This window comes from Streptomyces sp. NPDC058469, assembly GCF_042721125.1.
Taxonomy (GTDB): domain Bacteria; phylum Actinomycetota; class Actinomycetes; order Streptomycetales; family Streptomycetaceae; genus Streptomyces.
The window spans coordinates 1-20,678 of record NZ_JBHXME010000183.1 but is presented as its reverse complement, the minus strand read 5'-3'; the positions used below and the strand labels follow the sequence as shown (position 1 = coordinate 20,678).

20 protein-coding genes and 1 pseudogene are annotated in these 20,678 nt (G+C 71.8%); 9 read left to right on the top strand and 12 right to left on the bottom strand.

From position 1 onward, the window contains the following. Positions 1 to 208, top strand: a pseudogene (locus tag ACFWP5_RS45010) (hypothetical protein); the annotation flags it as partial. Positions 209 to 218: 10 nt separating this feature from the next. Here ACFWP5_RS45010 and ACFWP5_RS45005 read toward each other — a convergent pair. The 5 genes from ACFWP5_RS45005 to ACFWP5_RS44985 all read right to left on the bottom strand — a co-directional run bounded on the left by ACFWP5_RS45005 (position 219) and on the right by ACFWP5_RS44985 (position 4,867). After that, positions 219 to 671, bottom strand: coding sequence for an Lrp/AsnC family transcriptional regulator (locus tag ACFWP5_RS45005; protein WP_019059706.1), 453 nt, complete (start codon positions 669 to 671; stop codon positions 219 to 221). A 10-nt stretch (positions 672 to 681) separates the two neighbouring features. Continuing rightward, positions 682 to 2,157 (bottom strand): amino acid permease, encoded by a 1,476-nt coding sequence (locus tag ACFWP5_RS45000; protein ID WP_384170785.1) that lies wholly within the window; start codon positions 2,155 to 2,157, stop codon positions 682 to 684. 243 nt (positions 2,158 to 2,400) lie between these two features. Then, complete coding sequence (locus tag ACFWP5_RS44995) at positions 2,401 to 2,796, bottom strand: hypothetical protein (RefSeq protein ID WP_384170784.1); 396 nt, start codon at positions 2,794 to 2,796, stop codon at positions 2,401 to 2,403. 15 nt (positions 2,797 to 2,811) lie between these two features. Continuing rightward, the gene (locus ACFWP5_RS44990; RefSeq protein WP_384170782.1) at positions 2,812 to 3,336 is read right to left on the bottom strand and encodes a GNAT family N-acetyltransferase; all 525 of its coding nucleotides are present in this window, start codon (positions 3,334 to 3,336) and stop codon (positions 2,812 to 2,814) included. Positions 3,337 to 3,424: 88 nt separating this feature from the next. Beyond that, positions 3,425 to 4,867: a GuaB1 family IMP dehydrogenase-related protein gene (locus ACFWP5_RS44985; RefSeq protein ID WP_384170787.1), complete on the bottom strand. Its 1,443-nt coding sequence runs from the start codon at positions 4,865 to 4,867 to the stop codon at positions 3,425 to 3,427. Between the two features lie 205 nt (positions 4,868 to 5,072). Here ACFWP5_RS44985 and ACFWP5_RS44980 point away from each other — a divergent pair, with 205 nt between their 5' ends. Beyond that, positions 5,073 to 6,701, top strand: coding sequence for an LPXTG cell wall anchor domain-containing protein (locus ACFWP5_RS44980; RefSeq protein WP_384170780.1), 1,629 nt, complete (start codon positions 5,073 to 5,075; stop codon positions 6,699 to 6,701). A gap of 12 nt (positions 6,702 to 6,713) precedes the next feature. Here the strand turns inward: ACFWP5_RS44980 and ACFWP5_RS44975 are convergent, their stop codons facing one another. From ACFWP5_RS44975 to rpe, 5 genes are all read right to left on the bottom strand, one after another. Next, entirely contained in the window at positions 6,714 to 7,325 is a 612-nt protein-coding gene (locus ACFWP5_RS44975) for a hypothetical protein (RefSeq protein WP_384170778.1), read from the bottom strand. 35 nt (positions 7,326 to 7,360) lie between these two features. Next, on the bottom strand, positions 7,361 to 7,678 hold the full coding sequence (locus ACFWP5_RS44970) for a barstar family protein (RefSeq protein WP_384170776.1): 318 nt from the start codon (positions 7,676 to 7,678) through the stop codon (positions 7,361 to 7,363). Then, a complete protein-coding gene (locus ACFWP5_RS44965; RefSeq protein WP_384170774.1) occupies positions 7,675 to 8,052 on the bottom strand; it encodes a ribonuclease domain-containing protein in 378 nt (125 codons plus the stop codon). The genes ACFWP5_RS44970 and ACFWP5_RS44965 overlap by 4 nt, the downstream gene beginning before the upstream one ends. Before the next feature lie 50 nt (positions 8,053 to 8,102). Beyond that, on the bottom strand, positions 8,103 to 9,149 hold the full coding sequence (locus ACFWP5_RS44960; protein ID WP_384170772.1) for a sugar-binding transcriptional regulator: 1,047 nt from the start codon (positions 9,147 to 9,149) through the stop codon (positions 8,103 to 8,105). 78 nt (positions 9,150 to 9,227) lie between these two features. Next, positions 9,228 to 9,914, bottom strand: a complete 687-nt coding sequence (gene rpe / locus ACFWP5_RS44955; protein ID WP_384170770.1) for a ribulose-phosphate 3-epimerase — start codon at positions 9,912 to 9,914, stop codon at positions 9,228 to 9,230. A 290-nt stretch (positions 9,915 to 10,204) separates the two neighbouring features. Between rpe and ACFWP5_RS44950 the strand changes: the two genes are divergently transcribed. From ACFWP5_RS44950 to ACFWP5_RS44925, 6 genes are all read left to right on the top strand, one after another. Then, complete coding sequence (locus ACFWP5_RS44950; RefSeq protein ID WP_384170768.1) at positions 10,205 to 11,368, top strand: aspartate aminotransferase family protein; 1,164 nt, start codon at positions 10,205 to 10,207, stop codon at positions 11,366 to 11,368. 73 nt (positions 11,369 to 11,441) lie between these two features. Next, a complete protein-coding gene (locus tag ACFWP5_RS44945) occupies positions 11,442 to 12,623 on the top strand; it encodes an SDR family oxidoreductase (protein WP_384170766.1) in 1,182 nt (393 codons plus the stop codon). Positions 12,624 to 12,704: 81 nt separating this feature from the next. Then, positions 12,705 to 13,835 (top strand): acyl-CoA dehydrogenase, encoded by a 1,131-nt coding sequence (locus ACFWP5_RS44940; protein ID WP_384170764.1) that lies wholly within the window; start codon positions 12,705 to 12,707, stop codon positions 13,833 to 13,835. Positions 13,836 to 13,898: 63 nt separating this feature from the next. Next, positions 13,899 to 14,378: an SRPBCC family protein gene (locus tag ACFWP5_RS44935; protein WP_384170762.1), complete on the top strand. Its 480-nt coding sequence runs from the start codon at positions 13,899 to 13,901 to the stop codon at positions 14,376 to 14,378. Positions 14,379 to 14,501: 123 nt separating this feature from the next. Further along, a complete protein-coding gene (locus ACFWP5_RS44930) occupies positions 14,502 to 15,743 on the top strand; it encodes a cytochrome P450 (protein ID WP_384170760.1) in 1,242 nt (413 codons plus the stop codon). A 132-nt stretch (positions 15,744 to 15,875) separates the two neighbouring features. Then, positions 15,876 to 17,042: an alpha-hydroxy-acid oxidizing protein gene (locus tag ACFWP5_RS44925; protein ID WP_384170758.1), complete on the top strand. Its 1,167-nt coding sequence runs from the start codon at positions 15,876 to 15,878 to the stop codon at positions 17,040 to 17,042. Positions 17,043 to 17,059: 17 nt separating this feature from the next. Here ACFWP5_RS44925 and ACFWP5_RS44920 read toward each other — a convergent pair whose 3' ends face one another. Together ACFWP5_RS44920 and fmt are read right to left on the bottom strand one after the other, a co-directional pair. Further along, positions 17,060 to 18,478 carry an RsmB/NOP family class I SAM-dependent RNA methyltransferase gene (locus tag ACFWP5_RS44920; protein ID WP_384170756.1) on the bottom strand — a complete coding sequence of 473 codons (1,419 nt, stop codon included), beginning with the start codon at positions 18,476 to 18,478 and terminating at the stop codon, positions 17,060 to 17,062. Between the two features lie 75 nt (positions 18,479 to 18,553). Then, a complete protein-coding gene (gene fmt, locus ACFWP5_RS44915) occupies positions 18,554 to 19,504 on the bottom strand; it encodes a methionyl-tRNA formyltransferase (protein ID WP_384170754.1) in 951 nt (316 codons plus the stop codon). Between the two features lie 265 nt (positions 19,505 to 19,769). On the opposite strand from fmt, the gene ACFWP5_RS44910 reads away from it, so the two are divergent. Further along, on the top strand, positions 19,770 to 20,321 hold the full coding sequence (locus ACFWP5_RS44910) for a hypothetical protein (protein ID WP_384170752.1): 552 nt from the start codon (positions 19,770 to 19,772) through the stop codon (positions 20,319 to 20,321). Positions 20,322 to 20,678: the final 357 nt, after the last annotated feature.

Genomic DNA, 20,678 nt, shown 5'->3' with positions numbered 1-20,678 from the left:
CGTCGAAGGCAGCCACCGCTTCTCGTCGTACGCCCTGGTCTTCCACGTCGAGCGGACCGGCCCGGGGCGCTCGCTGCTGCGGGCCGAGACCCGGGCCGCCTTCCCCGGCCTGGCCGGGGGCCTCTACCGGCGGCTCGTCATCTCCAGCGGTGGGCACGTGATCGCCGTACGCCGGCTGCTGTCGGCGGTCCGCCGCCGGTCCGAGTAGCCCCCGCGGCTCAGGTCGGCGAACCGGACGAGAAACGCCGGAGCAACGGTGACAGCACCAGCACCGACTTCGTCCGCTCCACGAACGGCTCCCCCGCGATCCGCTCCAGGACCCGTTCGAAGTGGCGCATGTCGGCGGCGAAGACCTGGACGACCGCGTCGGCGTCACCCGTGACCGTCGACGCGGCGACGACCTCCTGGTAGCGCTCCAGGCCCCGCCGGATGGTGTCCGGGGAGGTGTTGTGCCGGCAGTAGATCTCGACGAACCCCTCGGTCTCCCAGCCGAGCGCCGACGGGTCCACCCGTACGGTGAAGCCGGTGATGGCGCCGGTGGCCCGCAGCCGGTCCACGCGCCGCTTCACGGCGGGCGCGGACAGGCCGACGAGCTGCCCGATGTCCGCGAAGGAGCGGCGGGCGTCCTCGGCGAGGGCGTGCACGATGCGTTCGTCGAGTTCGTTCAGCACGGTGGATCGATCACTTCTCGGGTGGTGCGGTGGGTGCCAGTCGGGAACGGCGGTGGCCGTATACGAAGTAGAACACGAGCCCGACGGCCATCCAGATTCCGAAGACCACCCAGGTGACGGCCGAGAGGCTGCCCATCATCCACACGCACAGCCCGAAGCCCACGGCGGGCAGGACCGGCGACAGCGGTACACGGAAGGTGCGGGACATGTCCGGGCGGGTCCGGCGCAGCACCACGACGGCGATGTTGACCAGCGCGAAGGCGAACAGCGTGCCGATGCTGGTCGCGTCCGCCAGCTGCCCCAGCGGGATCGCCGCCGCGAGGACCCCGCAGAACAGGGACACGATGACCGTGTTGGCGCGGGGCGCCCCGGTCTTCGGGTGGACCTTGCCGAACACCTTGGGCACGAGCCCGTCCCGGGACATCGCGAAGAGGATGCGGGTCTGGCCGTAGAGCACGGTCAGGACGACGCTCGCGATGGCGATGACCGCGCAGCCGGCGAGGAGGGTGCCCCAGAAGGACTGGCCGGTGACGTCGCGCATGATCTGGGCGAGGGCGGCCTCGGAGTCGTTGAAGCGCCGCCAGGGCTTCGCGCCGACGGCGACGGCCGCGACGAGGACGTAGAGCGCGGTCACGATGACGAGGGACAGCATGATGGCGCGGGGCAGGTCGCGCTGTGCGTTCTTCGCCTCCTCGCCGGCCGTGGAGGCGGCGTCGAAGCCGATGTACGAGAAGAAGAGCGTCGCTCCGGCCGCGCTCACGCCCGCCATGCCCAGCGGCATGAAGTGGTCGTAGTTGCCGGACTTGAAGCCCTGGATGCCGATCGCGCAGAACAGCACCAGCGCGGCGATCTTCACGCACACCATGACCGTGTTGGCGCGCGCGGACTCCTTGGCGCCGCCGAGCAGGAACGCCATCGCGAGGAGTACGACGATCAGCGCCGGGAGGTTGAAGATGCCACCGTCTCCGGGCGGGGCGGACAACGCGTCGGGGATGGTGACGCCGATGGTCCCGTCGAGCAGTTCGTTGAGGTACTCGCCCCAGCCGACGGCGACGGCGGCGACCGACACGCCGTACTCCAGGACCAGGCACCAGCCGCAGATCCAGGCGATCAGCTCGCCCAGCGTGGCGTAGGCGTACGAGTACGAGGAACCGGCGACCGGGATGGTACCCGCGAGTTCGGCGTAGGAGAGGGCCGAGAAGAGGGCCGTGAGGCCGGCGATCACGAAGGAGAGGGTGACGGCGGGGCCGGCCTTGGGGACGGCTTCGCCGAGGACGACGAAGATGCCGGTGCCGAGGGTGGCGCCGATGCTGATCATGGTCAGCTGCCAGAGTCCGAGAGAGCGCCGGAGCGAGCCGCCCTCACCCTGGCCGCCCTCGGCGACCAGGAGTTCCACGGGCTTGCGGCGCATCAGACGCGCGCCGAGCCCCGGGGACGGCTCGGCGGTCTGGCTGCGGTGGTGCGGGGGTGCGCCTTGGTCGAGCACGCGGGGCTCCTTGTCGCTGCCGGTCATGGCGGCAGGAAGCGGGGGGCACGGGCCCGCCGAGCGGGGGTCCTGCCGCGCTGGGTACAGCGCTCGACCCTATGAGCTGGGGCGTCCTGGTCGTAATGCGGCAACCTTGCGCGTCTCCGCAAGATCGTTGCGTTCATCGGGTGCGGGTGTTCATTCGTTGCGCGGTGGGTGTCGAGCGTTGCGCGAAGCCTGACGCAGCACTTTTCAGGGCCGGGTTCAGCCCTCGTCCGGCTCCCCCGCGAGGGCCCGCGCCTCGGCGACGTCGCCCTCGTCGAACCCCATCCGGCCGGGCTTCCCGAAGGCCTCCGCCTGCGCGTCGATCCAACGCGTGTGCGCCTCCCACGCGGCCTGCTTGCTCATGCCGAGCGCGGCCCCGATCTGTGTCCAGGAGGCACCGGCCTCGCGGGCCGCGCGGACGGTGAGCTGACGGCCGTAGGCGGCCTTGCGGGCGACGACCTCGGTCAGGGCGAGCAGTTCCAGCGTCTCGGCCTTGTCGAGTGCCTCCGCGTCGCTGCCGAAGCCGGCGAGGGACTCGCGCGTGCGGAGGTCGTCGAGGCGGGCGACCGCGGTGAGGAGGGTGTGCTCGGGTTCGATGCTCTGGGGTGTGGTCATGGGTGCAGCGTTGCGTCAGGTCCGCTTGACGTCAAGGGGGCCTGACGCCAGTTCCTTGGTGAGGAAGGTGCAGGGGTCGACGCATTCACGGGTGACCCCGTCGCGGTCCTCGTACGACCAGCGGTCCACGTAGTCCGTCAGACGCCGGTAGCCGAGCCGCGCGTAGAGGTCGGCGGCCCTCGGGTTGTCGGCCGCGACGCCCAGACCGAGGACCGTATGGCCGTGCTCCCGGGCCAGTTCCTCGGCACGCCGGATCAGCGCGCCGCCGATGCCGCGCGAGCGCAGCTCCGGGGGCCACACGCCGAGACCGTTGAGCTCCGGGCAACCGGGCAGCGCGGCCCGCACCTCCAAGGCCGCGCAGCCGCCCCAGATCACCTCCGCGTGCCCGACGGGCCGGCCGTCCAGCCAGGCGACGAGATACGTGCCCCCGCCCGTCCCCTGCCGTGCGAACCGCCCGGCATGGGACGAGACGGCCCCCGGCGAGCCGATGTACTGGTCGAGCAGCGCCACGTCGGCGGCCCCGCACACACTGGTCTCCATACCCCCGACGGTAGCCGCCGGAGCACACCGACGGCCCCCGAATATCCCGGGCGCCGGGACAACGGGGGCCGTACGAAAGCGAGTTGGGTCAGCTCCAGCTGGCGTGCAGGGGCTTGCCCTCCGCGTAGCCGGCCGCGCTCTGGATGCCGACGATCGCGCGATCGGCGAACTCCTCCAGGGAGGCGGCCCCGGCGTAGGTGCAGGAGGAGCGGACGCCCGCGATGATCGAGTCGATCAGGTCCTCGACGCCCGGGCGGGCCGGGTCGAGGAACATGCGGGAGGTGGAGATGCCCTCCTCGAACAGCGCCTTGCGGGCACGGTCGTAGGCCGACTCGTCCGACGTACGGTTGCGGACCGCGCGGGCGGACGCCATGCCGAACGACTCTTTGTAGAGGCGGCCGTTGGCGTCCTGCTGGAGGTCGCCCGGGGACTCGTACGTGCCCGCGAACCACGAGCCGATCATGACGTTCGACGCACCGGCCGCGAGGGCCATGGCGACGTCTCGGGGGTGGCGGACACCGCCGTCGGCCCACACGTGCTTGCCGTACTTCTTCGCCTCGGCGGCGCACTCCATGACGGCCGAGAACTGCGGCCGGCCGACACCGGTCATCATGCGCGTGGTGCACATCGCGCCGGGTCCGACGCCGACCTTGATGATGTCGGCGCCCGCCTCGATCAGGTCCTTGACACCCTCGGCGGCGACGATGTTGCCGGCCACGATGGGCACCTGCGGGTCGAGGGCGCGCACCTGCCTGATCGCGCTGATCATCGACTCCTGGTGGCCGTGCGCCGTGTCGATGACGAGTGTGTCGACGCCCGCGTCCAGCAACTGCTTGGCCTTCTGCACGAAGTCGCCGTTGATGCCGACGGCGGCGGCGATGCGCAGCTTGCCGTCCGCGTCGACGGCCGGCGAGTACAGCGTGGCGCGCAGGGCGCCCTTGCGGGTGAGGATGCCGGCGAGCTTGCCGTCCTTGTCGACGGCGGGCGCGTAGCGGCGGTTGGCGCCGTCCAGCTTGTCGAACGCCTCGCCCGGGTCGATGTCCGCGTCGAGCAGCAGAAGGTCCCGGGACATGACCTCGGCGAGCTGGGTGAAGCGGTCGACACCGGTCAGGTCGGCGTCGGTGACGACACCGACCGGGCGCTGGTCCTCGTCCACGACGACACCCGCGTTGTGCGCGCGCTTGGGCAGCAGGGCGAGCGCGTCGGCGACGGTCTGATGCGGGGCCAGCCGGATCGGGGTGTCCAGGACGAGGTGGCGGCCCTTCACCCAGGAGACGACCTCGGTGACGACCTCGATCGGGATGTCCTGCGGGATGACCACGAGTCCGCCGCGCCGGGCCAGTGTCTCGGCCATGCGCCGCCCTGCGATGGCGGTCATGTTGGCGACGACCAGCGGGATGGTGGTGCCCGTGCCGTCCGGGGAGCTGAGGTCCACACCCTGACGCGATCCGACCGCGCTGCGGCGCGGCACCATGAAGACGTCGTCGTACGTCAGGTCGTACGGGGGCTGGATGTCGTTGAGGAAACGCACGTGCTGCACATCCCAGTCGATCAGAGGTGGTCCCCGGGCAGGTCAGCCAGGGGGAGGAGCACGTACTTCATTGTCCCATGTCGGGCGGAATGCCATGCCTCGGATCATCCTCCAGGCAGGTCGACGGCCTCGCTGGAGGAATGTCCGAACGAACCGGTGATTCACATGGGGGCAACCTTTGGGACACCTCACGTATCGAACGGGCATGACTTTCCACCGCACGGTGTTCGGGGCAGTGCTCGCTGCCGTGGTGCTCGCCCTGGCGCCGGGGTCGGCGGCCGTGGCCGCCAGTCCCTCCCCCCTGCCGACGCAGGCCTACGCCACGATCGAGGCGGACAAGCAGCTCAACGTGGGACCGGCCGCGCAGTCGGTCCACGTGGGGTGGATGTTCTATGACGGCGGGGCGAACGTTCCCGTGCCCACGAACCAGACCCTCGTCATCGATGCCAGGGACCTCGCGGGCATCGCGAGCGTCGCCGTCGACGACCCGAGGTGCACGGCCGCCGGGCAGGTCCTCACCTGCGTCGACAAGGACGACTCCCAGCAGCCGTACGTCGACTTCACCGTGCGGGCGGACGCGGGCGCCGCCCTCGGTGCCACCGGCACGCTCAAGTACACCGTCTCCGCCGAGCACGGCACCGGCGCCACCGCGGAGGCGAAGGTGGTCGTCGGCGTCCCCGACCTGGTCGTCGGCAAGGTGCCCGACGTGACGCACGCCAAGATCGGGTCCCGGATCGAGCTTCCGCTCCAGCTCCGCAACACCGGCGACCTGGCCACCGACCGGCGCATCATGCTGCGCTGGGAGTCGCTGGGCGGACTGGTCTTCGACCGGAAGTTCTCCAACTGCACCTACGGCGACGGCGACGACCCCGTCGAACCCGGCAGCCAGGCATCCGTCACCTGCGTCTTCACCGCCCCCGTGGCCGCGGGCGCCACCGTCGAACTGAGCAGCCCCCTGACCGCCACGGTCGGCGAGCACGTCCTGACCGCCGTGACCGACTACTCGGCCGAGCTCCTGAAGCCCGGTGTGCAACCCGGCGGCGGCATCTACCCGGGCACCGGGCCGGAGCTCACCCTGGTGCCGGCGTCCGGAGCGGGAGACGGCTTCGAGAGCGGCGCCACGGGCCGGGTCAGTGTCTCGGCCGACAGCTCCGCGGATCTCGCGGCCACCGCCGCGGTGACACCCCGCCGCACGGCCGGCGAGTGGACCCTGACCCTCAACGCCGTGAACCACGGCCCGGCCTCCGCGTACGGCATCGGCGACAAGGCCGTCGCCCTGGTCGACGTGGTCCTGCCCAAGGGCACGGTCGCGACCGGCAACGCTTTCGAGGAGGGGGAGGACACGCCCTACGGCGAGTGCTTCCTCTGGGTCAGCGACACCAGGACGGCACCTTTCGCCGCGGGTCACCGGCACTATGTGTGCCCCGTGCCGCGCGGTATCGCCGCCGGGAAGAGCCAGCTGTTCGTGCTGTGGGTGAAGCCGGCCAAGGACTACGACGACGCGAAGGGCACGGCGACCGTACGCCCGGGCCCGGCGGGCATCCCCCTGCACGACCCGAACGCGGCCAACGACAGCGTCACGTTCGCCTTCGACACGTCGACCGCGTCACCTTCGTCGAGCGCGTCCTCACCCTCGCCCGCGTCCGGCGCGTCCGCCACGCCGGGAGCGTCAGACGGTGCGTCGGCCACGCCGACCGCGACGGACGCGCCCAGCGGCACGCTGCCCCACACGGGCACGGGCCCCATGGCCCTCATCGCCACCGCGGCGGCCGGGGCCCTGGTGCTGGGCTCGGCCGCTCTCCTCGTCGCCCGGCGCAGGCGGCGTTCCCACTGAGGCGGAGCCGGATCAGTACAGGAAGCGGTGCAGCGGAGCCGACTCGGTCAGCAGCATCGTGAGCCGGTGGGCGAGGCGCTGCCACGCCTCGTCCTGCCCGTAGCTGAGTCTCACGTCCTCGCCGCCGGCCGCCTCGATCGCCGCGAAGAGGGTGGCCGTATCGGCGTCGGGCGTGAGGTCCACCAGGGAGAGCACCCGTGCCAGCGCGCCGACCAGGCCGACGGCGGTCTTCGCGGGCGTCAGGACGGTGCCGCGGACGGTGGCCACGACGCCCGAGGGGTCGGGCAGGTCCGGCGGGGCCACGAGGAGTCCGGACAGCTCGCGCAGCAGCGCGTACAGCAAGTCCGTCTGGTCAGTGGGCAGTTCGACGATGCGCAGGCCCTCGTGTTCCCAACGACCGTTCGGACTGCGCACCTTGGGCCCCCGCGCCACCGCCTCGGCGAGCGTCTCCCGCACTCGCCGGAAGGCCGCGAGCCCGTCCGCGAAAAGCGCGTGCCCACTCGCTCCGCCCACGGACTCGGCCAGGGGCGCCAGCAAGTGTTCCTCCACCCGGTCGCACTGCGCCTCGAGGTCCGGATCCACGACCACGAGACGAACCGACGTGCGCTGCTCCTGTTGCTCCATACCGAACACTCTGCCAGCCGCCTCGGACAATCGGGCTAGCGGTCGGCTTCGCCCAGTGCGAGCACGACGGAAAGCTCCGGGGTGCGGTCGACCGCGTCACCGAAGACGCTGACGGCGGTCTCCCACTCGCCGGGCCGCGCCTTCGCGTACGACTGCCAGTTCCGTACGACGACCAGCAGCCCCCGCTCAACGGCGCCCTCGGGCCACACCGTGTGGTCGCCGAGGCTGTCGGCGAGCGCGTCCCAGTTGCGGCCGAACCAGTCGGGCAGGGACAGCGCACGGACGCAGCGGTCCATCAGGCCGGCCTTGTCCGTGACCCCGTCGAGGTCCAGCGTGACCGCGAGCTGCGTCATCTCAGTACCGTCCTGAACGACTTGTAGTGATCATCGGTGTAGTAGATCCCGCCGTCCTGCCCGGTGACAATGCGCCGGGCCCCGCGATCGCGTGAGCCCGGCGTCCTGACGGTGTATTCGTGGTAGTAACCGCGCTTCTGCTGCGGCAGCAGCTTCTCGTAGTTCCCGAAGACGACCCCGTCCTTGGCGTACGGGAAGGGGCCGCCCCGGTCGATGAGAGCGACGGTCCGCAGTGCCTCGGCGGGGAGTTGGGAGAGTTTGACGGTCGCGGTGTCGGTGACGGTGGAGCCGCTCGTCGCCGTCGACGAACAGCCCACCGGCAGCAGTACCGCCAGACAGAAGAGAAGCACTCGGGGGACGAACCGCGGCAGCATGCGCCCGATGCTGCCACGGCCGTCCCCTCATGACCTTCTGTCAGGGCCCGTCAGATCCCGTCGGGGTCCGTCCGGCTGAGCGCCGACTTCGGCGACGCCCCGGCCGTCATCAGATAGTCGGCCGCCGCGGTGTCCGTCACCAGGCTGGTGACCAGCCCGGACCGCAGCACCGCGTCGATCGCCGCCGCCTTCCGCTGCCCGCCCGCGATCGCGACGACCTCGGGGATACGGCGCAACTGGTCCGCCTTGACGGTGATGCACCGCTCGCCCAGGTCCCGGCCGACCCGGCGGCCCTCGGCGTCGAAGAGGTGCGCGGACGTCTCGGCGGCGACACCGAGGGACGAGTAGTGCGCCCGCTCCTCCTCGCTGAGCATGTCGTAGACCGTCGAGATGCCCGGCTCCCAGGAGCCGATGGAGACGCAGGCGACCGTGACCTTGTCGAAGTACTCGAAGGCCCGCGCGATCCCCGTCTGGTGGCGCAGCGCCTCCGCGGTGGCCGCGTCCGGCAGCAGCATCGGCGCGTAGATGGGGTGGGCGTCGCCGCCCGACACCTGCGCGGCCCGCCGTACGGCCTCGACCGAGCCGCGCTCGGCGGTCCCGGCGTCGTACACGCCCGTCAGCTGGACCACCGTGCAGGGCGGCAGCCGGTCCAGGGCCGCCGCCATGTGGATGGTGGACCGGCCCCACGCGAGGCCGAGCACATCGCCCTCGTTGACCAGCTCGCCGAGCAGGTCGGCCGCGACCTCCCCGAGGTTCTCGGGATCGGGCGACTCCTCGCTGACCTCGGACGGGGACTCGACCACGACGGCGTGCCTCAGGCCGTACCGGGCGCGCAGCGCGTCCGAGCGCTCCGCGTCCAGTTCGGCCGGTACTCGGATCTCGATCCGTACGAGATCCCGTTCGAGAGCGGTCTCCAGGACCCGGGCCACCTTGAAGCGGCTGACGCCGAACTCCTCGGCGATCTGGATCTTGGACTTGCCCTCAAGGTAGAAGCGGCGGGCCATGGCCGCCGCCTGCACCAGCTCTGCGGGTCCCATCCGCATGGCTGACCGGCCCGCCGACATACCCGACACGGCGATCTCCTCACTGCTGTTCACACTCTGGATTCGCCGTTCATCCTCGCAGATCCGGCGCACTTGATCAGCCTTGATGGCCGCCGTTCACATACCTGCCGCTCAGTGGTCGCCCGCCCAGGATGCCTTGCTCACGACCCCTTCGGCCTGTGTGCGCAGTGCACGTACCGCCGCGGCCGGGTCGGATGCCCCGTAGACCGCCGAACCGGCGACGAACACGTCCGCGCCCGCGTCCGCGCAGCGCTCGATCGTCTCGGCCGAAACTCCCCCGTCGACCTGCAGCCACAGCTCCAGTCCGTGCTTCCTGATCAGCTCCCGGGTACGGCGGATCTTCGGCAGCATGATGTCGAGGAACGACTGGCCACCGAAGCCCGGCTCCACGGTCATGATCAGCAGCATGTCGAGCTCGGGGAGCAGATCCTCGTACGGCTCGATGGGCGTCGCGGGCTTCAGCGCCATGGACGCACGCGCGCCCTTGGCCCGAATCTCGCGGGCGAGCCGCACCGGCGCACCGGCCGCCTCGACGTGGAAGGTGACGGAGGAGGCACCCGCCTCGACGTACTGCGGCGCCCAGCGATCGGCGTCCTCGATCATCAGATGGCAGTCCAGCGGGGTGTCCGTCGCCCGGGCCAGTGACTCTACGACCGGCACGCCGAGCGTGAGGTTCGGGACGAAGTGGTTGTCCATGACGTCGACGTGGAGCCAGTCGGCGCCGGCCACCGCGTTCGCTTCGTCGGCGAGGCGGGCGAAGTCGGCGGACAGGATGCTGGGGTTGATCTGGACGGCCATGCCCCAAGCCTGCCATGCCCTCCGGGGGTTAGCCGCATCGGTCCGTTGTGGATGCGGTCCTTTTCGGGTGCCGGTCGTGTGTGGCCGGGCGCGCAGTTCCCCGCGCTCCTTTGGGGCGCCAAAGCTGTTCCGGTGAGTGGACTGGGGCGTGACCCCGTGTCCGGGGCGGGCCCATGCTCGACGGCACGTCACACGTCACCACGGGGGAATGCGTAGTGGGCCGGACAGAGACAGAGGTTGTCGCGCTGCATGCGCGGCATCTCAGTACGGGGCGCGGCAGGCTGGCGGCGATGTTCGGGAACGTCGTCGAGGAGTCCGCACGCGGCGCTGAGATCACCTCCACCGACGGGAAGAACTACCTCAACTGCGGTGGCTACGGCGTGTTCTTCGTCGGGGCCGGGCATCCTCGGGTCGTTGCGGCGGTGCGGCGGCAGGCAGGGCGGCTGGCGTTGTCCACCCGGCTGTTCCTGGACCCCGTCTCCGGGCTCGCCGCCGAAGCCCTCACCGGTGTCGCGCCGGCCGGCCTGGACCGTGTGCACTTCTCCGGCTCGGGGACCGAGGCCGTCGAGGCCGCCGTCAAACTGGCCCGCGCGCACGGCAGACGACGGCTGATCTCGATGCGGAACGGCTATCACGGCAAGACCCTCGGCGCGCTCTCCCTGACCGCGAAGGCGCTCTACCAGGACCCTTTCCGGCCCCTGCTGCCGGACGTCCACCACGTGCCGTTCGGCGACACCGAGGCGCTGGCGGCGGCGCTGGGCGACGGCGAAGACGCCTGCGTGGTGGTGGAGCCGGTACAGAGCGAGGCCGGTGTGATCGTGCCGCGGCCCGGCTACCTGGCGGCGGTGGCCGCACTGTGCCGGGAGCACCACGCCTTCCTGGTGGTCGACGAGGTGATGACCGGACTGGGCCGGCTCGGCTCCTGGTGGGGCTGCGCCGCCGAGGGCGTACGGCCGGACGTGCTCGTGACGGGCAAGGCGCTCTCCGGCGGCGTGATGCCGGTGGCGGCCACGCTCGCCACCCAGGAGGCGTTCGAGCCGTTCGACGCCGACCCCTTCCTGCACACCTCCACCTACTCCGCCGCCCCGATCGCCATGGCCGCCGTCAGCGCGACCATCGGGGTCGTCCGGGACGAGGGGCTGGTCGAACGGGCCGCCTCCATCGGCGCCCGGCTGCTTCCCGCGCTCCGGGCCGTCACCGCCGACCGCGCGCCCGGCCTGGTCCGTGAGGTCCGCGGCGCCGGGCTGCTGATCGGGATCGAGCTGGTGGACGCGGGGGCGGCCGGCGAGTTCCTGCTGGAGATGGTCGACCGAGGGGTGGTGATCAACCACTCCCTCAACGCCCACCCGGTCGTCCGGCTGACTCCGCCGGCCGTGCTCTCCCCGTCGCAGGAGGCCCGGCTGCTGGAGGCCTTCGAGGGTTCCCTGACGGCGATGGCGAAGTCCCTGACCTGACACGGCGACCTGACCTGGTGACCTGGCCCAGCGACCTGACACGACCACGACGGCTTCCGAAAGGCTGACGACAATGTCGACGAACCCTGAGAACCCCAACGACTGCAACAGCTCCAACAGCTCCAACAGCCCTGAGAACACGACGAGTTCACTCGACCCGATCGACCCACCACACTCGCCCCACTCACCGCACCCGGCACATCCACCGCACCCGACGCCCCCACAGACCGTGTTACTCACCGGCGCCAGCGGCGTCCTCGGCACCGCCCTGCTGCCGTATCTGCGCCACCACAGGGTGATCGCGTTGGCGCACCGCAGGCACCCCGCCCCGTGCGGCGAGGTCCTCGTCGGTGATGTGACCCGGCCCCGGCTGGGGCTCGACGTCGTCTCCTACCGGCGACTGTGCGCGCGGACGGACGCGGTGGTGCACGCCGCGGGCATGGTCGCCTTCGGCTCCGGGCGCGCCTCGATGCACACGGTGAACGTCGAAGGGGCCGGGCGGGTGGCCCGGTTCGCGGCCGACGCCGGCGTCCCGCTGATCCACGTCAGCACCGCGTACGTGGCCCGCTACCGGGAGATCCTGGCCGCCGGGGGCAACCGCGCCGAGCGGGCCGGGAACAGCCCCGCGGACTACGTGGCCTCCAAGATGGCCGGCGAGGAGGCGGTCGCCGCGGCCGGCGGCAGTGTGACCGTCGTACGCCCGTCGATCATCATCGGCGACTCCGTCACCGGGGCGATCGCCGAACCGCAGGGCCTGCACACGTTCGCCCAACAGGTGCTCCGCAACCGCCTGCCCTTCGTGCCGAGCGATCCGGCGAGCTACGTGGACTTCGTACCGCAGGACGTGGTGGCGCGGGCGATCGTGTCGCTGCTGGACGACGGCGCGCACCCCGCCGAGTACTGGCTCAGCGGCGGGGCCCACGCGCTCACCTGCGACCGGTTGGTCCAGGTGATCGTCGAGGAGGCGGCGGAGGCGGGCATCGCGGTCCGGCCGCTGCGGGTACTGGCGCCCGATGTCGTCGAACGGCTGGTCCGGCCGGCGTTCTTCGACGTGGTGCCGGAGTGGGCGCAGACCCGGCTGGACCGGCTGCTGGACATGTCGTCCGTTCTCTTCAACGAGAAGCCGCTGCCCAGTTCGCTCGCGGCCTTACCCGGCTTCGAGGCAGCGGCGGGAGTGCGGGCCAACGAGGACGCCTGGCGGGCGTCGGTGCGGCGCCTGATCGCCGACCGGCTCGGCGCCCGGGCGTCGGCGTGAGCGCCCGGCCGAGGACGACAGCGGTCCCGCAGAACCCTCGCAACCCCCGCAGGAATCCCGCAGACCGAGGTGGAGACGGCGATGTACTTCCTTGAACCCGAACGCGCGGTGCTGGACCGCTTCCTGCCAGGCCTGGACGAGCGGCTCGCCGAGCTGCCGCAGCGGGAACGGGAGCGTCCGGGAGGTCCGGCGCTTCCCCTGTTCAAGGCCGCGGGCGGCCCCGCTCTGCTGGTGCCGGCGGAACACCGCGGTCTCGGTATCGGCGCCGAGGACGCCGTGTCGTTGCAGCGTGCGGTCGGGGCGCGCAGCCCGTCGCTGGCGGTGGCCACCACCATGCACCACCTGTCGGTGGCCGGGCTGGTCCAGGCGTACGAGGTCGCGCAGGGCATGGAGTGGATGCTGCTGGAGGCCGTAGCCGACCAACGGCTGCTGGTCGCCTCGGGGTTCGCCGAGGGCCGGTCGGGACAGTCGATCCTCGACTCCTCCATCAAGGCGCACCAGGACGGCGACGACGTGGTGCTCAACGGCGCCAAGAAACCGTGCAGCCTGTCGGCGTCGATGGACCTGCTGAGCGTGTCGGTGACACTCGACGACGGGCAGGGCCCGGAGCTCGCCGTGGCGGTGGTCCCCGCCGCGACACCCGGTATCTCCGTGCACCCGTTCTGGGGCAGCTTCGTGCTGGCCGGCGCGGAGAGCGACGAGGTCAGGCTGCACGACGTACGGGTCACGCCCGATCTCGTGGTCCGCACCGGGCTCGGCGAGGACCGCACGCTGGACCCGGTCCAGACCGTGGGCTTCGTGTGGTTCGAACTGCTGATGTCCGCGTCGTATCTGGGGATGGCCAGCGCGCTGGCCGAGCGCGTGCTGCTGGCGAAGCGGGCGAGCGCCGCCGAACGGGCCGCGATCCTGGTCGAGTTGGAGTCGGCCATGGGCGGCATCCGCGGTGCGGCCGCCGCGGTGGACACGGGCCGGCCGCTCGGCCAGGACGAGCTGCTCCGCGCGCTGGTCTGCCGCTTCTCGACGCAGGACACCATCGACCGGGTGGTCCCGCGGTGCCTGGAGGCGCTGGGCGGCATGGCGTACGTCTCCACCGACGACACCGCGTATCTCACCGCGTGTTCGGCCGCGCTCAAGTTCCATCCGCCGTCGCGCAGATGGGCCGCGGAGGGCATGTGCGCGGCCTTCGCGGGCGGTCCGCTGGTGCTCGGCTGACCAAGGCCTCTGCGTACCCGTCCTCACCACCCGGACCGTCCGAAACCCGAGGGAGAAACCCGTATGACCTGCCACGTGCGTATCGAGGCGATCGTCCCGGACGGAGACGCCACCCATGTCTTCGACCGGGTCCAGGACTACGAGCGGTACACCGCGTACACGGACACGGTCCGGTCCGTCACCGTGACACCCGGCGGGGCCGGCACCGTGGAGTCCGCCTGGGAGGTGCACTTCCGCAGCGGTCTGCTGCGGTGGACCGAGCGGGACGTCATGGATCCCGTCGCCCGGCGGATCACCTTCGACCAGCTCACCGGCGACTTCGCGAGTTTCGCGGGGACGTGGGACATCACCCAGGCCGGTACGGACGTGAGCGTGCTGTTCACGTGCGAGTTCGACCTGGGGATCCCCAGCCTGGAACCGATCATCAACCCGGTCGCGATGCGCGCGCTGGACGAGAGCATGGGCCTCATCCTGCGCGGCCTGCTGGGCGACGGGATACGGCTGACCGGCAGTCGGCGTGACACGGCCGCCGCGATGCCGTGAGCGTCGGCGGGGTCGGGAGTCCCCAGCCGCCCGCCCACCGACCCACTCGACGCACACCGCGCCCCCAACCGCCGTACCGGCGCACCTTCTTGCGTACCGCCCGACACCCTTGAGGAGAGCCCCGTGGACAAGCGCCGGACCGTCGTGCTCGACCCCTACGGCAGGGCCGTCCCCGAAGAGGCCGCCCGGCTGCGCGCGCTCGGCGCCCTCGTGCCGGTGGAACTGCCCGGCGGAGTCCCCGCCTGGGCCGTCACCCGGTACGACCTGCTGAAGTCGCTGATGCTCGACCCGCGCGTCAGCCGGGACGCCCGCCGCCACTGGGCCCTCTACGACAAGGTCGGCAGCGAACCGGGATGGGCCTGGCTCTACAGCTGGACCAGCATCGTCAACATGCTCAGTTCCTACGGCGAGGACCACACCCGGCTGCGGAAGCTCGTCGCCCCCAGCTTCACCCGGCACCGTACCGAGGCCATGCTGCCGCGGGTCCGGGAGATCACCGCGGGTCTGCTCGACGCGATGGAGGAGACCCCGAAGGGCGAAGTCGTCGATCTGCGGGCGCAGTTCGCGCACCCGCTGCCCATGCGGATGATCTGCGACCTGTTCGGCGTGCCCGAGCGGATGCGGGCCGCCGTCGCGCGGCTCATCGAGGGGATCATGGACACCACCGGAACCCCTGAGCAGGCCGCGGACGTCCTCGAACAGATCGTGACGGTGCTGCCGGAGCTGATAGCGGAGAAGAGCCGGAACCCCGGCGACGACCTGACGACCGAGCTGATCACGGTCCGCGACCAGGGTGACCGGCTCTCCGAGGAGGAGCTCGTCCACACCCTTCTCCTGGTCATCGGCGCCGGTTTCGAGACGACCGTCAACCTGATCGGCAACGCCGTCCACGCCCTGCTCCGCCACCCCGACCAGCTCAAGCAGGTGCTCGCCGGGCAGCTGACCTGGGACCAGGTGGTCCAGGAGACGCTGCGCTGGGCCCCGTCCATCGCCAACGTCCCGTTGCGCTACGCGGTCTCCGACATCACGATGGCCGACGGTACGACGATCCGCGCCGGGGAGGCCATCCTGACGACCATCGCCGCGGCGGGCCACGACCCGGAGCGCTTCGGACCCGACGCCCACCTCTTCGACGTGGCCAGGAACGCGGACGGCCATCTCGCCCTGGGCATCGGCGTGCACCGCTGTGTCGGCGCCCCGCTGGCCCGCATGGAGGCGCTCACCGCGCTGCCCGCGCTCTTCGCACGCTTCCCGGGCATCTCCCTGGCGGTGGAGGAGGACGACCTGGAGCAGGTCCCCTCGTTCATCGCCCAGGGCTGGCGGGAACTGCCCGTCCGGCTCGCCCCCGCAACTCCCCCCGCCTGACCCGGAGTCGACACAACACCGACCCCTCCCTCCGAACGCCCCGCGCGGCGATGCCCGACCCGGGGTGCGAGAATCCTGCACTTCACCGGCCTTCAGCAGCGGGCAGGGCACGTCAGCGGAGAGGGAGATGGCATGGGACAGCCGTTCGGCTCCTACCAGAACGAGATCTACCTGAACGGGCTCGGCGGCATCGTGCCGTCCTACCCCATGGCCTTCGCGGAGTTGGAGGACCGGGCGAGCTCCGCGCTGCCGCCCTCCGTGTGGTCGTACGTCGCGGGCGGGGCCGGGGACGAACGGACTCAGCAGGCCAACGTCACCGCCTTCGACCACTGGGGCCTGGTCCCCCGCATGTTCGTCGGCGCGGCCGAACGCGACCTGTCCGTCGACCTGTTCGGGATGCGGCTGCCCTCCCCCGTGTTCATGGCGCCGATCGGCGTCATCGGCCTGTGCGCCCAGGACGGCCACGGCGACCTGGCGACCGCACGGGCCGCCGCACGCACCGGAGTTCCGATGGTCGCCTCCACGCTCACGGTCGACCCGCTGGAGGAGGTCGCCGGCGAGTTCGGGGACACCCCGGGCCTCTTCCAGCTCTACACACCCACCGACCGCGACCTCGCCGCGAGCCTCGTCCACCGCGCCGAGCAGGCCGGTTACAAGGCCGTCGTGGTCACCCTGGACACCTGGGTCACCGGCTGGCGCCCCCGCGACCTGTCCACCGCCAACTTCCCCCAGCTGCGCGGCCATTGCCTCGCCAACTACACGAGCGACCCGGTCTTCCGCGCCCGCCTCGCGCGTACCCCGCAGGAGGACCCCCAGTCCGCGGTCCTGCTCTGGACCCAGCTCTTCGGCAACCCCCTCACCTGGGACGACCTCCCCTGGCTGCGCTCCCTCACCGACCTCCCGCTGATCGTGAAGGGCATCTGCCACCCCGAGGACGTACGCCGGGCCAGGGACGGAGGCGTGGACGGCGTCTACTGCTCCAACCACGGCGGCCGCCAGGCCAACGGCGGCCTCCCCGCCCTGGACGCGCTGCCCGCCGTAGTCGATGCGGCGGACGGCCTCCCGGTCCTGTTCGACTCCGGCATCCGCAGCGGCGCCGACATCGTGAAGGCCATCGCCCTGGGCGCCACCGCCGTGGGCATCGGCCGCCCGTACGCCTACGGCCTCGCCCTCGGCGGCACGGACGGCATCGTCCACGTGCTCCGCTCACTCCTCGCCGAGGCCGACCTGATCATGGCCGTCGACGGCTACCCGACGCTCTCCGACCTCACGCGGGAGGCCCTTCAGCGCGTCGTATGAGCTAGCTGATCTGCGCGTCAACCGGTCCGGCGGATGAGCGCCAGATACATCGCGTCGGTCCCGTGCAGATGCGGCCACAGCTGTACGTCGGGACCCGCGCCGAGCGCCCCGACATCCGGCAGGAGCGGGCGGGCGTCGATCAGTTCGGTCTGCGGGTACTGCTTGAGGATGTCGTCGACGACGGCCCGGGTCTCGGCGAGGTGCGGCGAGCAGGTCGCGTAGCCGACGACACCGCCGACGCGGACGGATTCCAGCGCGGTACGCAGCAGGTCGCGCTGGAGGGACGCGAAGCCTTCGAGGTCCTCCGGGCGGCGGCGCCAGCGGGCCTCGGGGCGGCGGCGCAGCGCGCCGAGTCCGGTGCAGGGCACGTCCATCAGGACGCGGTCGAAGCTGCCGGGCCGCCACGGGGGCCGGGTCCCGTCGGCGGTGATGACCTGGTACGGCCCGGGGTTCCCGGCGAGCGCCTTCGCCACCAGGCCCGCGCGGTGCGGCTGCTTCTCGGAGGCGAGGAGCGTCGCCCCGCGCTCGGCGGCCACGGCGGCGAGCAGCGCGGCCTTGCCGCCGGGGCCCGCACACCCGTCGAGCCACTTCTCGTCCGGCCCGTCCAGCGGCGCGTTGGCGAGAGCGAGCGCGACCAGCTGACTGCCCTCGTCCTGCACCCCCGCACGCCCTTCCTTCACGGCTGCTACGGCCCCGGGCTCGCCGCCCTCACTGAGCCGCACGGCGTACGGCGACCAGCGCCCGGGCACCGCGGCCTCCTCGCGGAGCAGTTCCTCGGTGGTGGACCGGCCGGGCCGGGCGACCAGGGTCACCTCGGGCCGTTCGTTGTCGGCCTCCAGCAGGTCCTCGATGCCGGCGCGTCCACCGCCGAGCGAGTCCCACAGCGCGGAGACGATCCAGCGCGGATGCGAGTGCACGATCGCGAGGTTGTCCTCGGGGTCGTCGTCGTAGGGCGGCGCGACCCGCTCGATCCAGGTGTCGAGGTCGTCCTGCGCGACCTTCCGCAGCACGGCGTTGACGAACTTGGCCCGCCCGTCGCCGAGGACGACCCGGGCGAGTTCGACGGAGGCCGACACGGCGGCATGCGTCGGAATCCGCGTCCCGAGCAGCTGGTGCACGCCGAGGCTGAGCACGTCCAGCACCGGCGGGTCGACCTCGCGGAGCGGCCGGTCGACGCACGAGGCGATGATCGCGTCGTAGGTCCCCTGCTTGCGCAGCGTCCCGTACACCAGCTCGGTGGCGAGCGCGGCATCCCGGGCGTCGAAGTCGCCCTTCTCGCGTGCCTTCCGCAGCAGCGGCGGCAGGACGAGGTTGGCGTACGCGTCCCGCTCGTCCACGGCCCTCAGCGCCTCGAAGGCGAGGAAACGGACGGGGTCCTTCTGCGGCCGGCGGTAGGGCTTGCCGGGCTTACGGGGTCGCGGGGACTGCTCGCTCACGAAAAAGGTGCTCCGGATTTCTGGCCGAGATGTGCACCCAGCCTACGTCGCACCGCCGCGACCGTGCGCGGGACGTCACGCCCCGGGTGTACCGAGACTCCCGACGGTCTCCCCCGCGCCGATCCTCGCCCCGCGCGCCCAGTCCGCCGCCCGCATCGGCTTCTTGCCCTGCGCCTGCACCCACAGCAGCTCGACGGCGTACGAACCGGTGCCCACGTACACGTTCTTCTTGCCGACGGCCAGCGCACCGGGCGCGAGGTCGGTCCGCTCGGGCACGGGCACGGCCTGGATGAGCTTGAGCCGCTCGCCCCGGAAGACGGTCCAGGCGCCGGGCGCGGGCGTGCATCCGCGCACCACCCGGTCCACCCTCAGCGCGGGAGCCGCCCAATCCACCTGGGCGTCCTCGACCTTGATCTTCGGGGCGAGGGTGATGCCCTCGTTCGGCTGCGGTACGGCCTTCAGGGTGCCGTCCTCGATGCCGTCCATGGTCGCGGCGAGCAGGCCCGAGCCGGCGAAGGCGAGCCGGGTGAGCAGGTCGCCGCTGGTGTCGGTGGGGCGGATCTCCTCGGTGACGGTGCCGTAGACGGGCCCGGAGTCGAGCCCTTCCTCGATCAGGAAGGTGGAGGCGCCGGTGATCTCGTCCCCGGACATGATCGAGTGCTGCACGGGGGCGGCGCCGCGCCATGCGGGGAGCAGCGAGAAGTGCAGGTTGACCCAGCCGTGGGCGGGGATGTCGAGGGCGACGCGGGGCAGCAGGGCGCCGTAGGCGACGACGGGACAGCAGTCGGGCGCGATCTCCCGCAGCCGCTCCAGGAACTCCGGGTCGCGCGGCTTGACGGGCTTCAGCACCTCGATGCCCGCCTCCTCGGCCCGCTCGGCGACGGGGCTCGCGACCAGCCTGCGCCCTCGCCCGGCCGGCGCGTCGGGCCGCGTGACGACGGCGGCCACCTCGTGCCGCCCGGAGGCGATCAGGGCGTCCAGGGCGGGAACGGCGACCTCGGGGGTACCGGCGAAGACGAGCTTCATGGGAGGGTTCGGGCCTCTCGGGCGGAGGTGGGCGGGCAGCGCACCAGTCTATGGCGCGTGTCGGCAGGAGCGCCCGGCGGCTCACATCCGTCAACTCAGCGACGCGCGCAGCGCACATCGGTTCAGCGGGGGCGTACGCATATGCCCCTACGCCCCCGTTGCGTGACCAGCGGAGCGCACAGGCGTTGGTCAAGAAAGAGTTGACCTCTATGGGCCGCATTCGCGCGGCCCGATCCTTTTCAACGCCGGTTCGAGAGGCTTGTTCATGGCCGACCACGCAACCCACGACGCCCAGGCTCGGGCCAGCCTGCACTTGCTGGTGCGGGACATCGAGCGGGTCCGCCGGCAGGTGGACGCACTGCGCACGCTCACCGCCCAGCTGGGCAACGTCTACCGCCCGCGCCGCTCCGGCCCCTCCACGGGCTTCGTCGTCTACGGACGCGCTCCCGCCCCGACGGTCCGTCTCGCGCAGGAGCTGCGGGACAGTGTCGAGACCCTGGTCACGGCCGCCGTGGACTTCGACCGCTCACTCGGCTTCTCGTGGGACGCGGTGGGCTCCGCGCTCGGCGTCACCAAGCAGGCGGTACACCGCCGTTACGGCGCCCGCCGCGCCGTGGCCCAGGCGGCGGCCGAAGCCGAGCGCACGACCGAGGCGGCGAGCACCCGCCCGGTGGGCGTGAACACCGGCCTCCCCACGATGCCGGCCCTCCCCACGGTCCCCGCGGCCCGCTCCATGCCGACCCAGCCCACAGCAGGCAGCCCCACCCTCCGCGACGAGGTCAGGCCCACGGCCTTCCCGGGCCCCCGCAACGGCTGACTCCACAACCGAACCTTGTCTGCCTCCCGGACGAAAACCGGGAGGCAGCTGCATGCCGAAACCCGTTCGCCCGCACGCCACACCCGCGCGCGGCCGGCCGCCGACGGCGAGAACCCCCACGGGAAAGGTCCACTTCTCAGCCAACCGTGAACGACGGGCACGCGGACGCCCGCCCACCCGACAGCCACCGGCCGCCGACGGCGAGAACCCCCACAGGAAAGGTCCACTTCTCAACGGCCGGTGAACGGGCGGTGCGCGGGTGGGAGACAATCCGAGGCCGAAGGCCGAGGCTCACCCGATATCCGGCGGATCAACCCGCACCCGCACCCCCTCGGCCCGCCCCCGCGCGCGCGCGGG